The organism is Streptomyces sp. MBT53 (assembly GCF_016654115.1).
Classification (GTDB): domain Bacteria; phylum Actinomycetota; class Actinomycetes; order Streptomycetales; family Streptomycetaceae; genus Streptomyces.
In genome coordinates this window covers 1-14,101 of sequence record NZ_JAEQAZ010000063.1, presented here as the reverse complement: position 1 = coordinate 14,101, position 14,101 = coordinate 1, and the positions used below count along the sequence as shown (strand labels likewise).

The following is a 14,101-nucleotide window of genomic DNA, read 5'->3' as shown; positions in this document are numbered from 1 at the left end:
CGGTCGTTGCCTGACCGCGCGCTTTCACCTTCCCCCCGATGTCTGACGTATGCAACAACGGTCCTCACCCCGCACGGCGGCGAGGGGCAGGGCGCGGGTGCCCAGGGCGTGGGCGGTCTCGGTGAGGCGAACTCGCTGCCGCTGTACGTCGGTGTCGAGAGGGCCGGAGGCTTCGGCGATGGTGGTGTCCGTGTACCGCACGACCATGCCCTCGGCGCTCTCCGGCGTGACCGTCGCCGCTGTGACGGTCTGTACCCGGGTGACGATGTGGTCGACGCGGGTCGGTCCGGCCGTCCTCGGCCAGGTCTCCGGTGCGTCGGCGCGACGGGGTGAGGGCGTCCGGAAGGCGCTCGTGCAACCGAACCGGTACTGCTTCAACGCGTCGGCCGGGGGCATCGCCGTGACCAGATCTGGCCGGCGCCCCTGCTGTAGCAGTCCACGCGGGTTGGGCCGACCGCCGCTCGCGGTTCACGACCGCCTTCTCGGCGCTGTCGTTGCGGGTACCGCCACGCGTGCCGGTTCCCTCACTCGTCGCGCAGGTCCAGAGTGCGGTCGACGACGGCCCGGGCCATTTCCATGGAGGTGCGGCCCTCGGCGAAGGCCCGCGCGCGTAGCCGCAGCAGCGCCTCCTCGGCCCTCACGCCGAGCTGCACCATGATCATCCCGGTGGCCTGGTGAACCTCCTCGTGGTCCGCTTCCGCTCCCGCCAGCCACGTGGCGACTCCTTCGGGGGACGCGTGATCAAGCGCGACGACCACGAGGCTGATGGCGTCGGCGACCAGCAGCGCGGTCCGGACCTGAGCACCGCGCAGCGAACCCGGCGTCCTCCTGTAGAGGTCCAGGGTGCCCAGCGCACTTCCCGCGCCCGCCAACGGCAGTGAGAAGACCGCCCCGGCTCCAGCCTTGGCGGCCTGGAGGGAGAACAGCGGCCAACGGCGGATGTCCCGAGCACTCGTCAGATCAGGCACGAGCACGGGCGCCCGCAGGCGAACCGCCTCCCGGCCCGGCCCTTCGCCCAGCGTGTACTGGATCTCCGCCAGCCGGGCAGCGACACCGTCACTGGCGCACAGCACCACTCCCGAATCCAGGTCGCCCGGCGTGACGGAGACGGACAGCCCCGACATCGCCGGCAACAGTGAGACACACGTACGGCACAACACGTCGGGCACCTCGGCCGACGGCACTCCGCCCACGCCTGCGGCGAGTTCGTGGGCGATACGCGCCCGCTCGATCTCGTTCGCCTCTTCCGCGCCTCCGCCGCTCTGCGGATCACCGCCGAGCATGGCTCTCGCCTCCCCTTGGTCGTCTCACACCACGCGCCCGAACCCGACCCTGGCCCGGACCGCCTGATCAGCCGGAGCACGACCTGTGTCAAAGCCCCGGCCAACCACACCCGGCAAGCAAGCACACACCTGTACTCCTCTTCCTCGTGGTTCCTCGTGGCGAGTGTCCGCTCGACTCAAGCGAAAACGTCGTACGGGGAGTCAGGGCTGTACACCGCTGTCGCCCGCGCCGGGGCGGCCTCTCACCGCCCACCGGGGCCCTCCTGCCCGTTTCGAGCCCTACGGACGGGGCACACGGGAGCGCAGTCAAGTGCTGCGGTCGGCAGGCTTTCTTCCCACTTCGAGGAGTGCCGTGGTGCCATCTCTCTGCCCTTACGACTCCGGCCCGAGGAACTCCGATACCCCACCCGAAAGGTGCAGACCCAGCGTGCTGGCCCCGAACCCGGCTGTTCTGCGTCGGGCCCTCGACGGTTACCTGGCACTCGCGGCCGACGAAGACCCTGCGGCTGCCGTCGCGTTGCAGAACGCCGCCTACACCCTGTGCGTCCTGACCGGCACCCGCACCGTGGAGGAAGCCGTGTCGGCAGCAGATTTGCTGGACGCGCGTCGCATGGGGCCGGCGCCTTCGTCACCGCGGACGTTCATCGCCTCCACGGTCGAGCTGGGCTCCGGGCGAACGGGGGCCGTTTCGTGATGGACCACCCGGACGGTCCGCAACTGAAGGTCGGCACGATCGGATTCGTGGCCCTCGCGGATGACGAAGGGGCCGTCATCTCGGCGGAGTTGGTGTACCGGCGGAACGACTGCCTCGCCGCGCGTCTGGTGCTGTCGGGACCGGACGGCGTGGAAGTCGGCTGGACCTTTGCCTGGGACCTGCTCGCCAGGGGCCTGATGTTCCCGGCCGGCGACGGAGACATCACCGTACAACCCGCACCGGGCCCCATCGGCGGCGTCGAAGTGAGCTCCGTCGCCAGACGGTCCGCCGCACGGGTGTGGCTGCCCACGGCTGGCGTCAGGGAGTTTGTACGGAAGGTACGCGGCAGGGCCGGCCTCGACACCCGCGCCATCGCTCCGGCGCTCGACAGAGAACTCGACATGATCACGCAGGGGACCCAGGGGGCACCGCCTGCCGCTCCGGAGTGACGCGGGATTGCGCCTCACCGGCCGTACGTCGGCAGATTCGAGTACGCGAGGTATACGCGGCACGCGAGGTGCCGTGCGGGCGCCGACGTCTTCCTGCGCGAGGTCCAGGCGGTCCGGCCTGGGACGGCGTCGTACCTGAACGCCAAAGGCCGCCAAGGAGCCGTCTCCCTTGACAAGAACGCGCCCCAGGCCGTCCGCGAGGCCGCCCGGTCGCCGATCCACAACGGGGTCACCCGCGATCGTCCCCGACTCACATCTGAACGCGGCAAAAGGTGCGCTTCGGCCGGGTCGGATGCGATGCCGGGGGTACCCGGGCGTGGAATCCGATCGGCTTTCGGTGGTCGACCGGCGAAAACACACCCCGCGCCCCCGCGGGAGATGTCGGACGAAACGAAGGAGTGCCCATGGACGCGATCGTGCTGCTCAAGGACGACCACCAGACGGTCGAGAAGCTCTTCAAGGAGTTCGAGCAGGCCGGGGACCGCGCCTACAAGACGAAGCGGAAGATCGCCGACAAGGTGATCGAGGAGCTGACGGTCCACACCTGGATCGAGGAGAAGATCTTCTATCCCGCCGCGCGTGCCGCCGTGCCGGACACCACCGATCACGTGCTGGAGAGCGTCGAGGAGCACCACGTCGTGCTGTGGATGCTGTCCGAGCTGGCGGGCCTGGACCCGGAGGACGAGCGCTTCGACGCCAAGATGACCGTCCTCATGGAGAACGTGCGCCACCACGTCGAGGAGGAGGAGAAGGAGTGGTTCCCCCAGGTCCGCTCCGCCCTCGGCCGCAACCGGCTGGGCGAACTGGGCGAGGAGATGGCCGCCGCCAAGTCCGACGCCCCCCGCGACCCGCTCCGGGTCCCCAGCGCGCACGAATGACGGACACGCGCCCACGAAGGACAGACACGACGGCAGCACCGACCACCGGCCTTTCCGAGGAGCGACGGCATGACGAGTGAACAGTCCGGCAACACGGCCTCGACCTCACCGGGCCGGTCCGTGACGATGCCCGTGGCGGACGCCGCCGGGTGGGATCCGGTCGACGTACGGGCCGTGGACACCGCACGAGTGCTGGCGGCCGACGCGGTGCAGAAGGTCGGCAACGGCCATCCCGGCACGGCGATGAGCCTCGCCCCGCTGGCGCACCTGCTGTTCCAGAACGTCCTGCGGCACGACCCGGCTGACGACCAGTGGCTGGGCCGCGACCGGTTCGTGCTCTCCTGCGGGCACTCCAGCCTGACCCTCTACATCCAGCTCTACCTGACCGGCTACGGCCTGGAACTGCCGGACCTGGAGGCGTACCGCACCTGGGGTTCGGCCACCCCCGGGCACCCCGAGCACCGGCACACCCGCGGTGTGGAGATCACCACCGGCCCGCTGGGCCAGGGGTTTGCCAGTGCGGTCGGCATGGCGATGGCGGCCCGCAGGGAGCGCGGTCTGCTCGACCCCGACGCCGAACCGGGCGGCAGCCCCTTCGACCACCGCGTCTACGTCATCGCCTCCGACGGCGACATGATGGAAGGCGTCACCGCCGAGGCCGCCTCCCTCGCCGGACACCAGGAGCTCGGCAACCTCGTCGTCTTCTACGACTCCAACCACATCTCGATCGAGGACGACACCGACGTCGCCTTCAGCGAGGACGTCCCGGCCCGCTTCGCCGCCTACGGCTGGCATGTGCAGACCGTCGACTGGACGCGCACCGGCGACTACGTCGAGGACGTCGATGCCCTGCTGGCAGCCGTCCGTACCGCACAGGACGAGGACGGCCGCCCCTCGCTGATCATGCTGCGCACGCTCATCGGCTGGCCCGCGCCCACCAAGCAGAACACCGGCAAGGCCCACGGTTCCGCACTCGGCGACGACGAGGTCGCCGCGACCAAGCGGCTGCTCGGCTTCGACCCCGAGCGCGACTTCGTCGTGGAGGAGGCGGTGCTGGCCCGCACCCGGCAGGCCGCCGACCGCGGGCGCCGGGCACACGCGGAGTGGGACGAGGCGTACACGGCCTGGCGGACGGCCCATCCCGAGCGGGCCGAACTGCTGGACCGGCTCCGCGCGCAGCGGCTGCCGGACGGCTGGACCGACGCCCTGCCCGCCTTCCCCGCCGACCCCAAGGGGATGGCCACCCGCGCCGCGTCGGGCGCGGTGCTCAGCGCGCTCGCGCCAGTGCTGCCGGAGCTGTGGGGCGGCTCGGCCGACCTGGCCGGGAGCAACAACACGACCATGGACGGCGAGCCGTCCTTCGTGCCCGCCGACCGCCAGTCCAAGGACTGGAAGGGCGGCCCGTACGGCCGCACCCTGCACTTCGGCATCCGCGAGCACGCCATGGGCGCGATCCTCAACGGCATCGCGCTACAGAGTCTGACCCGCCCCTACGGCGGTACGTTCCTCACCTTCTCGGACTACATGCGCCCGGCCGTCCGCCTGGCCGCACTGATGAAGCTGCCCGCCACCTACGTGTGGACCCACGACTCGATCGGCCTCGGCGAGGACGGCCCCACGCATCAGCCCGTGGAACACCTGGCCGCACTGCGCGCGATCCCCGGCCTGGACGTGGTCCGCCCCGCCGACGCGAACGAGACCGCCGCCTGCTGGCGCACCGTCCTCGAACACCGGGACCGCCCCGCCGCGCTGATCCTGACCAGGCAGAAAGTGCCCGTCCTGGACCGCGGCAGCGGTGCCTGCGCCCCCGCCCGGGACGCGGCACGCGGCGGATACGTCCTCGCCGACACCCCGCACGGCACCGCACCCGACGTCATCCTCGTGGCGACCGGCTCCGAGGTGCACATCGCGCTGAAGGCGAGCGGGCTGCTGACGGCCGAGGGCCTCGCGGTGCGGGTCGTGTCGATGCCGTGCCGGGAGTGGTTCGCCGCGCAGCCCCTGGCCTACCGGGACGAGGTCCTCCCGCCCTCCGTGCGGGCCCGCGTCAGTATCGAGGCCGCGGTGGGACAGGGCTGGCGGGACGTGGTCGGTGACGCCGGACGGATCGTCAGCCTGGAGCACTACGGCGCCTCAGCCGACTACCAGCGCCTGTACGCCGAGTTCGGCATCACCCCTGAGGCCGTCGCCGCAGCCGCCCGCGACAGCATCGACGACGTCGGCCGCGCACCCCGGCCCGGCGGCCACCACTGATCGCGTTCTGCCACTCATGACGCTTCTGAACCGCCACGCGTCCGCGCCCACAGCGGCAGAACGAACCAGCACACCACGAAGCCGAGCACCACGGGTACGACCAGCCAACCGGCCAGGGCGTCGTGCAACACGACCCGCAGGATGAGCAGGAGAGCGGACGTCATCATGCCGAGCAGCAGTACCAGCCCGATCACGGTGAGACGCGCGGCCCATCGCACGGTCTGTGGTTTGACCCGGTGGCCGGCGAGCATGCGGTGCAGAGCTACGGGACCGATCAACGCGGCCGTCGCACCCGCACCCAGGAACACGGTGATCAGGTAGATGACCCGGTCCGTCAGGGGCAGTGCGGCGAAGCGTGGCTGGAACACCACGGCAAGCAGGAAGCCGAAGAGGATCTGGACGCCGGTGAGGGTGACTCGCACCTCCTGGAGAAGGTCGTTCCACTGCCGACCCGCCCGCTCCTCCTCGCTCTCCTCACGCCCGCGTCTGACCCCCCGCCGTCCTGTGCCACGGCAGTCCTCCTTCCGCCGGCGCCTCTCCACGGTCGGTCCGACCCGGGGGCGCGATCCGAGTTCCCGGAAACGGCACGGCGAAACCGGGCGCGCTGCCTCCGGTGACCGCGACGAGAACCTGCCCGACTGTTGGTTGACAGGGATCCCCTCATCGCCCTGGGCGGGGTGGTGCCTCTGTGATGTCGAGGAAGACCTGGTCCGCCTGCGGCCATCGATCGGACAGGGCCTTCTTAATGCGCTCGGAGACGGTCTCGACCTCCTCACTGTCCAGGCCGGGGACGAGGTCGATCCGGGCGGCGACCAGTGCCGAGTCCGGCCCGAGACGCATGGTGAGCAGCTGGGCGACATTGTCGATCTCCGGCTGTCCGTCGAGCATGCGTCGGATGGCGGTGCGCGGTTCGGGGTCGATGGCGGCGCCGATGAGCTGGTCGCGGGACTCGCGAGCCAGCCGGTAGGCGACATACACGAGCAACAGTCCGATCGTCAGGGAGGCCGCCGCCTCCCACACCGGGTTCCCGGTGGCGAGATGCAGTCCCATCCCTGTCATGGCGAGAACGACTCCGACCACGGCGGCGCCGTCCTCGGCGATGACCGTGCGATGCGCCGGGTCGGGGGCCGTACCGCCCTGCTGACGGGCCTGGTGCAGCGCCCGCAGCAGCGAACCGCCCTCGGCGAGCAGCGCGACAACGAGGACGGCGATTCCGGTGAGGTAGCGCGGCACGGACACGGTCTCGGTGCTCCGCAGGGCCTCGACCGCCTGGAAGAAGGAGAAGCAGCCGCCCATGACGAAAATGCCGATCGCGGCGAGCAACGACCAGAACCACCGTTCCTTGCCGTAGCCGAACGGATGCCACCGGTCGGGCGGGCGTCGGCTGCGACGCAACGCGGTGAGCAGGAAGATCTCGTTGAGACAGTCGGCCACCGAGTGCGCGGCCTCCGACAACAGGGAGGGCGAGCCGGCGACAAAGCCCCCGACGGCCTTGGCGACGGCGATGCCCAGATTCGCGACGAGCGCGACGACGACGGTCACGCGGGTATGCCGGTCCGAGCGGACGCGCCGGGCCTGTTCGGCGGGGTTGTCAGCTCCTCCGGACATCACACCGCCCACCCAGACCTCGCCTCGTACGTCCGCCACCGGCTCATCCACCGGTGGATGAGCCCGTCCATCACCGCACCCGAGTGCCCGATGTACGCGAACTCATGCGGACGGACTGGAACGGCAGATGCTCCCGGCCAGCCTTCTCCAGTCCGTCCCGTGCGCCGAAGGAGGCGCCCTGAATCGCTGGACGGTCGTTCAGCCGGATGCTCCAGCAATGGCCTCCACCGATCGCACGGCGTGCCCAGAGCGTGCCCCAAAGACCGGTGAACCACGGTCGACAGCGGTGGTCTGGACGACACCTCAGAGGTAACCCATAGTGACTTCCCCCGGCCGCCAGGCAAGCACGAGCACACGTGGCATGGATCCCTCCGGGACACCCTCGCTGGGGAGAATCTGGGGAGTATGGCCGGCGCCGGGGAGCGCGTGGGGAGAATCGGCTGCGTAGCGCGGCATGATCCGATCAGACGCTGAAAGATCCATCCGCGCAGGCCAGAGGCCATCAGAGCCGTATCATCGCAGGTCAGCATCCCCAGGTAGACAACTTCAAGAAGATCTCGAGCTGGGCCGCGATTCTCTTCGCTCCGACGCTCGTGGGGACCATTTATGGCATGAACTTTGAGAACATGCCCGAGCTTGGGTGGCGCTTCGGATACCCCTTCGCGATCGGTCTGATGGGCGTGGTGTGCGTCAGCCTGTACCTGATCTTCAAGCGGCGGGACTGGCTCTGACGCAACAGCGCGCACCGCTCAGTGACCTATCGCCCGGGCCACGGACGTCGTACTCACCGCGTCCGGGCTCAGATGTGTCGCTTCTGACACCGGTCGATCGGCGACGACCACGAAGTGGACGTGTGCGACGCGTTCGCGGAGGTCGGCAGGCGGTAACGCTGCACCACCACATTCCTGGCGCTCGTCCTTGCCATGTCCTGCATCGCCGCCCAGATGCCGGTCGGGTCCGGGTCCGTGGACGTCAGGAGGCAGGCTCGGGTGGCGGTGTCGACGTGCGAGACGGGGGCCGGGGCGGACGGCGGGGGCGTGCTTGTCGCGAACAGGAGCCAGCCGGCGATCGTCGTCGCCGTGGCAGCCGCCGCGGCGACGAGAGCGACGCGACGCTTTCCACCGTTCACGGCCATGATCCCCATGCCGTGTTCACCCCGCTCTCCTCCATGCCGACGCCCGTGACGATGCCGTGCCGCGCGCGTGCGGCACCGATCGCCGTGTCCTCCACCGAGAGCGACAGGCTCCACTCGGACTCGTGGGTCATGGCGTGCACGAGCTCCCGCCACGACATGCCCGTCCCGTTCGTGTCCTCGGGCAGCACGATGTCGAGGACGAGCGGTTGCCCGGAGCCACCCGACATGGACACCGGCACGCCCGCACGGCGCAGGACGTCCCCGTTCGGGCCGCCGATCCGTACGGCTGCCGTGAGCGGCTCGGCCGGGTCGAGGTCCAGGGTCGCCGACACCCGCAGGTCGTCGCCGTCCAGGCCGAAACCCTGGACGACGAGCCGCGGCACGGGAGGGTTGTCTGCGCCGTGCCGTCCCCGGTCCTGTACCCAGGTGACCTCGTCGCCGTCCGCCCGTTCGCGTTCGCGTTCGTCCCAGAAGTCGTCGAGGTACTCCCAGGGGTCGTCCCCGGCATCCTCCAGTTCTTCCTCCGTGCGGACGTCCAGGTACCGCGAGTGCGGATGTCCCGCGATCCCGGTGATGTCGGCGGGGCGGTCCAGCGGATCGCCGAGCATCAGGACGAGGAACTCCGCCATTCCGTAAGGCAGTTGGAGTGCCGTCCCGCTGCGATAGGCCGCGACCACCACCGGCCAGCTGTCCGGGTCGTCGCCCTGCCTGCGCCAGAAGAGGTCGTAGCCGACCGGTGTGGTGCCCCAGCTCAGCAGCGCTCCTTCAGCCGGCCAGGGCGGGAACCGCACCGGTCCGTGGAAGGTCCGCAGCTCCTGCTCGGCCACCGGTGACGGCTCCCGAACGGCGGGGTCCTCCACCTCTCTTCCCAGGCCGCCGGGAGGGCGGACACCGAGCAGACCGTCGAGGCTGCCGTAGCCGTAGGTGTCCACGAAGTCCCGGAAGTCCCGGGGCGGCACGGTGCCGAACACGGCCTGGATCCGGTCCCAGGACTGTGGTTCCACCCCCGCCTCGGGCGGCGGGAGCAACTCGGTCAGACGGCTCACCATGTCGTGCAAGGGTCGGCCTCTCACTTGACGCCGGGGGTGGGCAGCGGACCGCGGCAGGAACCGCAGGCCGTGAGGCCGATGTTGACCCACGCATGCTGAACCGGACTGTAGATGACGTCGGGAACCACGTCGGTGCGGAGCTCGCCGGTCGTGCCGGCAGCCACCATGACGAAGGCGTAGGGCACAGTGCGGTTCCCCTCCTACATGGGTTCCACGTGGTAGTGGACGTCGGCCCCGGACTCCACCTCCGCTCGTGTCGTGTCCTCGAACTCGCGCATGTCGCCGGAACGGCCGGGGTCGGTCGCATCCTGACGGGCGGAATTCGTGGACCGGCCGCAGGTCGCCTCGTTGGCCAGGACGCCTTCACCGCCGAGCTGGTCGCCCAGCGGATGGCAGGCGTTCACGGAGTACCTGGCGTCGGCGACACCCAGCCCCTTCGCGTATGTCTGGGCCCATTTGCATCCGGGGACACCACGAGGGTTGGAGGCGGTGCCGCCGTCCAGACTGCCGTCGGTGAGGCAGGCGTCGACCACGAGGTCGTCGATGTCGCACCGGCGCCGAGCGCGTTCGATGAGGGACGGACGGTGGCTGGCGCGATGCCGTGACCGGTGTCTGCGTGCCCGTCGCGTCCGACCAGGAAGGCCCGCTCGCCAAGGGCGAAGTCATCATCCATGAGATGTGATTCACGCCACATAGGAAACGGTGCCGTTTTCTTCGTGGCCTCGCTAGTCTGATGCCGTCCGAAGAAAACGGCACCGTTTTGTAGAGGGAAGGAGCAGGTCATGGCCGAGCAGTCCACCGCTCGCGGCAGCCGCTTCACCCCCCTGCGCGCGGCACAGCTCTACGACGCCGTGCTCGACCTCCTGCGTGAGGTCGGATACGAGGCCCTTTCCATGGAGGCCGTGGCCACCCGCGCACGGTTCAGCAAGGCCACCCTCTACCGCGACTGGGGCGGCAAGCCCCAACTGGTCGCAGCGGCCGTGGAGTTCCGCAGGCCGACGCGGATCGACCTGATCGACACCGGTTCGCTGCGCGGCGACCTGTACGCGCTGGCCGAGCACTCCGACGACGAACGGCTCGCGCGGGACGCGGCTCTGCAACTGAGCGTGGGCCACGCGATCTACAGCAACCCCGAACTCCGTCGCACCCTGAGAGAGGTGAGGCTCAACCCGGCCCTCGACGACATCGGCGCCATCCTCCAGCGTGGCGTCCACCGAGGCGAACTCGCCCCGGACAACCCGGCGTTGGACCTCGTCCCGCCGATGCTGGTCAGCATCATCGTCGCCCGCCCGCTGCTGAGCGACACGGCGATGACCCAGGACGACCTCAGGCGGAACATGGAAGCACTGGTCTTCCCCGCACTCGGTATCTGACCCACCCGAATCCGGGTCTTCACGCGCCGACCTTCCCCACCGTCGGCGTGCACCGCACACCTTTCCCGCCCCGGCTTCCCGCGCCGTCGGCTTTCCGTGCCCTGCCCGGCCAATGACGGCCGCGCGACGACGCGCCCTCCCCTCCTTTCCGCGTCCCCGCGCAATCGCACACACCCCCACCCGACGCGCGCCGCTCACGCCGTCGGGGTACCCCCGCACGCCCTCATGCCCTGACGGGCGTCGCCAACGACCTGACCGAGAGAGCACCATCATGGCTACATTCCTGTACAGACTTGGGCATACCTCCTTCCGGCGGCGCCCCGTCGTCCTCCTCGTCTGGCTCGCCCTGCTGGGCGCGGCCGTCATCGCCGCCCTCAGCGCGCCGGCCACGAAGGCACTGCCCTTCACCCTGCCCGGCGCGGAGTCCCAGAAGGCGTTCGACCTGCTGGACCAGCGGTTCCCCGGCTCAGCCTCGGACGGAGCGACCGCCCGGATCGTCTTCAAGGCCCCCGAGGGACAGACGGTGACCACCGCGGCCAACAAGGCCGAGGTGCGGAAGGTCGCCAAGGAGATCGCGAGCGGCTCCGACCAGGTGGCCTCCGCGGTCGACCCCTACACCGCCGGGGCCGTCAGCAAGGACGGCTCGACCGCGTACATCTCCGTCACCTACAAGGTGACCGCGGCCGAGGTGGACTCCGACTCCCACGACGCGCTCGACAAGAGCGTGGAGCAGGCTCGTACGTCCGGACTCACCGTGGAGGCCGGCGGAAACGCCGTCAAGGTGGCGGCCCACGGCGCCGCCGCCGAGGTCATCGGCGTGATCGTCGCGGCGGTCGTCCTGGTCATCACCTTCGGCTCCCTGGTCGCCGCCGGACTGTCGCTGCTGACCGCGCTCATCGGCGTCGGCATCGGCTTCCTCACCCTCGCCGCACTGAACTCGCCCCTCGAACTGGGCGACAACGCGGGGGTGTTGGCCCTGATGCTGGGGCTGGCGGTCGGTATCGACTACGCGTTGTTCATCGTCTCCCGCTACCGGTCCGAACTCGCCGAGGGACACCCGAAGCAGGAGGCCGCGGCCCGTGCCACGGGCACCGCGGGCTCGGCGGTGGTCTTCGCGGGCCTGACCGTGATCATCGCGCTGGCCGGACTCGCCGTGGTCAACATCCCGATGCTGACCAAGATGGGCTTCGCCGCCGCCGGATCCGTCACCATCGCGGTGATCATCGCCGTCACCCTCGTGCCCGCACTGCTCGGCTTCGCGGGTGACCGGGTGCTGTCCAAGAGGAAAGCCGGGACGAAGAAGCCCCGTACGGGGAAGCAGCCCAGTGAGGCGAACACCCCGGCAAAGTCACCGATGGGCGTGCGCTGGGCGCAGTTCGTGCTCCGGCGTCCGGTCGCCGTCCTGCTGACCTGTGTCGTCGGCCTCGGTGTGATCGCCGTCCCGACGGCCTCCATGACCCTGGGCCTGCCCGACGACGGCGCCCAGCCCACCGACACCACCCAGCGCCGCGCCTACGACCTGCTCGCCGAGGGCTTCGGCGTCGGCTTCAACGGCCCGCTCGTCGTCGTGGTCGACACGGCCAAGAGCGACGACGCGAAGACGGCGGCCACCGAGGTGGTCACCAGGATCGGCAAGCTCGACGACGTGGCCGCCGTCGCCCCGCCCCGCTTCAACCAGGCCGGAAACACCGCGATCATCACGACCGTCCCCTCGTCCAAGCCCGCCTCCGAGGCCACCGAGAAACTGGTCGAGCACATCCGCGACACCGGCACGGCCATCGAGCGGGACACCGGCGCGAAACTGCTGGTCACCGGCCAGACGGCGGTGAACGTCGACTTCTCCCAGAAGGTCAACGACTCCCTCGTCCCCTATCTGGCCCTGGTCGTCGGACTCGCCTTCCTGCTGCTGATGGCCGTCTTCCGGTCCGTCCTCGTCCCGCTCAAGGCGGCGCTCGGCTTCCTGCTCTCCGTCCTCGCCGCTCTCGGCGCGGTCGTCGCCGTCTTCCAGTGGGGCTGGCTCGCGGGCCTGATCGGAGTGGAGGAGACCGGGCCCATCATGAGCCTGATGCCGATCTTCATGGTGGGCATCGTCTTCGGCCTGGCCATGGACTACGAGGTCTTCCTGGTCACCCGGATGCGGGAGGCGTACGTCCACGGCGAGGGACCGGGACAGGCCGTCCTCACCGGCTTCCGCGACGGAGGACGCGTGGTCACCGCCGCCGCCGTCATCATGATCGCCGTGTTCTCCGGCTTCATCGGCGCCAGCGGAGCCATGATCAAGACGATCGGCTTCGGCCTCGCCGTCGCCGTCCTCTTCGACGCCTTCGTCGTCCGCATGGCCATCGTGCCCGCCGTACTGGCCCTGCTCGGCAAGTCCGCCTGGTGGCTGCCGTCCTGGCTCGACAGGATCCTGCCGAACGTCGACGTCGAGGGCGAGGGACTCGCCAAGTCCACCGCCCCCAAACCGGGTTCGGGACCGGGGAGCGACGACCAGCCCCAGCCCGTGCACGTCTGATCCGTCCACCTCTGCCCCGTACGTCGATGCCCCCCGGGCACGCGCGCACCACGCCCGTGCCCGGGGCCCGACCGGACCGCCCTCACACACCCCGCACACCGCACACCGCACACCGCTCCCGCCACCCCGTGGACACCCATCCCCCACACAGGAGCAGTCCGGCATGATCACCGTCCTCCTCGCCGACCCCCACACCCTGCACCGCCTCGGCCTGCGCACCCACCTCGGCTCCTGCCACGGCCTGACCGTCGTCGGCGAGGCAACCACCGGCGCCGAGACCGTCCGTCTGCACGAACGCCTGCGACCGGATGTCGTACTCCTCGGCAGCGGCCTGCCCGCCACGGGCGCCACCACGACCGTCCGCCGCCTCAGGCAGACCCGCACCCCCGGCTCCGCAGCACCCCGCGTCCTCGTCCTCAGCTCCGCACACCGCGACGAGCACGCCTACGACGTCCTGCGCGCCGGAGCCGACGGCTTCCTCCCCGCCACCATCACCCCCGACGACCTGATCGCGGCCGTGTTCACCGTGGCCGCCGGAGATGCCGTCGTCTCCCCCCGTCTGGCCGGCGCCCTCATCCACGCCGTCCGCTACGGCCCCCGACCCGAAATCCCGCTCCCCTCGGGTCGGTTGGAGGATCTCACCGAGCGCGAACGCGATGTCCTGGCGGCCCTGGCCGCCGGCCGGTCCAACGCCGAGATCGCCGCCCGGCTCTCCATCGCCACCACCACCGTCAAGTCGCACGTCGGCAGCATCCTCACCAAGATCGGCGCCCGCGCCCGCGTCCAGGCCGTGATCTTCGCCTACGAATCCGGACTCGTACGCCCACCCCTCACCCCGGCCGGCCCACGAGACATCTCAGGATCTCG

At 70.2% G+C, this 14,101-nt stretch carries 15 protein-coding genes and 1 pseudogene; 8 read left to right on the top strand and 8 right to left on the bottom strand.

Annotation, left to right across the window (positions count from 1 at the left end; all coding sequences use genetic code 11):
- Positions 1-24 precede the first annotated feature (24 nt).
- Both JHN45_RS23240 and JHN45_RS23235 read right to left on the bottom strand, forming a co-directional pair.
- Complete coding sequence (locus tag JHN45_RS23240) at positions 25-396, bottom strand: hypothetical protein (protein ID WP_201050475.1); 372 nt, start codon at positions 394-396, stop codon at positions 25-27.
- Positions 397-524: 128 nt separating this feature from the next.
- Positions 525-1,283 (bottom strand): GAF and ANTAR domain-containing protein, encoded by a 759-nt coding sequence (locus JHN45_RS23235; RefSeq protein ID WP_201050474.1) that lies wholly within the window; start codon positions 1,281-1,283, stop codon positions 525-527.
- A 427-nt stretch (positions 1,284-1,710) separates the two neighbouring features.
- Between JHN45_RS23235 and JHN45_RS23230 the strand changes: the two genes are divergently transcribed.
- From JHN45_RS23230 to tkt, 4 genes are all read left to right on the top strand, one after another.
- A complete protein-coding gene (locus JHN45_RS23230; protein ID WP_201050473.1) occupies positions 1,711-1,977 on the top strand; it encodes a DUF5133 domain-containing protein in 267 nt (88 codons plus the stop codon).
- Positions 1,977-2,426 (top strand): SsgA family sporulation/cell division regulator, encoded by a 450-nt coding sequence (locus JHN45_RS23225; protein WP_201050528.1) that lies wholly within the window; start codon positions 1,977-1,979, stop codon positions 2,424-2,426. The genes JHN45_RS23230 and JHN45_RS23225 overlap by 1 nt, the downstream gene beginning before the upstream one ends.
- 404 nt (positions 2,427-2,830) lie before the next feature.
- Positions 2,831-3,304 (top strand): hemerythrin domain-containing protein, encoded by a 474-nt coding sequence (locus JHN45_RS23220; protein WP_201050472.1) that lies wholly within the window; start codon positions 2,831-2,833, stop codon positions 3,302-3,304.
- Between the two features lie 69 nt (positions 3,305-3,373).
- The gene (tkt, locus tag JHN45_RS23215) at positions 3,374-5,554 is read left to right on the top strand and encodes a transketolase (RefSeq protein ID WP_201050471.1); all 2,181 of its coding nucleotides are present in this window, start codon (positions 3,374-3,376) and stop codon (positions 5,552-5,554) included.
- Positions 5,555-5,568: 14 nt separating this feature from the next.
- On the opposite strand, the gene JHN45_RS23210 is transcribed toward tkt, so the two are convergent.
- Together JHN45_RS23210 and JHN45_RS23205 are read right to left on the bottom strand one after the other, a co-directional pair.
- Positions 5,569-6,096 (bottom strand): DUF6328 family protein, encoded by a 528-nt coding sequence (locus JHN45_RS23210; RefSeq protein ID WP_201050470.1) that lies wholly within the window; start codon positions 6,094-6,096, stop codon positions 5,569-5,571.
- 118 nt (positions 6,097-6,214) lie between these two features.
- Positions 6,215-7,162, bottom strand: coding sequence for a cation diffusion facilitator family transporter (locus JHN45_RS23205; protein ID WP_201050527.1), 948 nt, complete (start codon positions 7,160-7,162; stop codon positions 6,215-6,217).
- 533 nt (positions 7,163-7,695) lie between these two features.
- Here JHN45_RS23205 and JHN45_RS23200 point away from each other — a divergent pair.
- Positions 7,696-7,893, top strand: a pseudogene (locus tag JHN45_RS23200) (CorA family divalent cation transporter); the annotation flags it as partial.
- A 68-nt stretch (positions 7,894-7,961) separates the two neighbouring features.
- On the opposite strand, the gene JHN45_RS23195 reads toward JHN45_RS23200, so the two are convergent.
- The 4 genes from JHN45_RS23195 to JHN45_RS23180 are packed head-to-tail and all read right to left on the bottom strand — an operon-like array spanning position 7,962 to position 9,879.
- A complete protein-coding gene (locus tag JHN45_RS23195) occupies positions 7,962-8,291 on the bottom strand; it encodes a hypothetical protein (protein ID WP_236583983.1) in 330 nt (109 codons plus the stop codon).
- Positions 8,288-9,346: a hypothetical protein gene (locus tag JHN45_RS23190; RefSeq protein ID WP_201050469.1), complete on the bottom strand. Its 1,059-nt coding sequence runs from the start codon at positions 9,344-9,346 to the stop codon at positions 8,288-8,290. Before JHN45_RS23190 ends, JHN45_RS23195 begins: the two co-directional genes overlap by 4 nt.
- 20 nt (positions 9,347-9,366) lie before the next feature.
- On the bottom strand, positions 9,367-9,531 hold the full coding sequence (locus JHN45_RS23185) for a hypothetical protein (RefSeq protein WP_201050468.1): 165 nt from the start codon (positions 9,529-9,531) through the stop codon (positions 9,367-9,369).
- A gap of 15 nt (positions 9,532-9,546) precedes the next feature.
- A complete protein-coding gene (locus JHN45_RS23180; RefSeq protein WP_201050467.1) occupies positions 9,547-9,879 on the bottom strand; it encodes a hypothetical protein in 333 nt (110 codons plus the stop codon).
- A gap of 249 nt (positions 9,880-10,128) precedes the next feature.
- Between JHN45_RS23180 and JHN45_RS23175 the strand changes: the two genes are divergently transcribed.
- From JHN45_RS23175 to JHN45_RS23165, 3 genes are all read left to right on the top strand, one after another.
- Positions 10,129-10,719 carry a TetR/AcrR family transcriptional regulator gene (locus JHN45_RS23175; protein ID WP_201050466.1) on the top strand — a complete coding sequence of 197 codons (591 nt, stop codon included), beginning with the start codon at positions 10,129-10,131 and terminating at the stop codon, positions 10,717-10,719.
- 271 nt (positions 10,720-10,990) lie between these two features.
- Positions 10,991-13,234, top strand: coding sequence for an MMPL family transporter (locus JHN45_RS23170; RefSeq protein ID WP_201050465.1), 2,244 nt, complete (start codon positions 10,991-10,993; stop codon positions 13,232-13,234).
- A 163-nt stretch (positions 13,235-13,397) separates the two neighbouring features.
- Positions 13,398-14,101: response regulator transcription factor (locus tag JHN45_RS23165; RefSeq protein ID WP_201050464.1), on the top strand; the 704-nt coding region annotated here is incomplete at its 3' end.

Coding starts and splice junctions, on each gene's coding strand:
- JHN45_RS23240 (WP_201050475.1), bottom strand. CDS start 396: ATGCCCCCGGCCGACGCGTTGAAGCAGTACCGGTTCGGTTGCACGAGC.
- JHN45_RS23235 (WP_201050474.1), bottom strand. CDS start 1,283: ATGCTCGGCGGTGATCCGCAGAGCGGCGGAGGCGCGGAAGAGGCGAAC.
- JHN45_RS23170 (WP_201050465.1), top strand. CDS start 10,991: ATGGCTACATTCCTGTACAGACTTGGGCATACCTCCTTCCGGCGGCGC.
- JHN45_RS23205 (WP_201050527.1), bottom strand. CDS start 7,162: ATGTCCGGAGGAGCTGACAACCCCGCCGAACAGGCCCGGCGCGTCCGC.
- JHN45_RS23175 (WP_201050466.1), top strand. CDS start 10,129: ATGGCCGAGCAGTCCACCGCTCGCGGCAGCCGCTTCACCCCCCTGCGC.
- JHN45_RS23190 (WP_201050469.1), bottom strand. CDS start 9,346: ATGGTGAGCCGTCTGACCGAGTTGCTCCCGCCGCCCGAGGCGGGGGTG.
- tkt (WP_201050471.1), top strand. CDS start 3,374: ATGACGAGTGAACAGTCCGGCAACACGGCCTCGACCTCACCGGGCCGG.
- JHN45_RS23225 (WP_201050528.1), top strand. CDS start 1,977: ATGGACCACCCGGACGGTCCGCAACTGAAGGTCGGCACGATCGGATTC.
- JHN45_RS23220 (WP_201050472.1), top strand. CDS start 2,831: ATGGACGCGATCGTGCTGCTCAAGGACGACCACCAGACGGTCGAGAAG.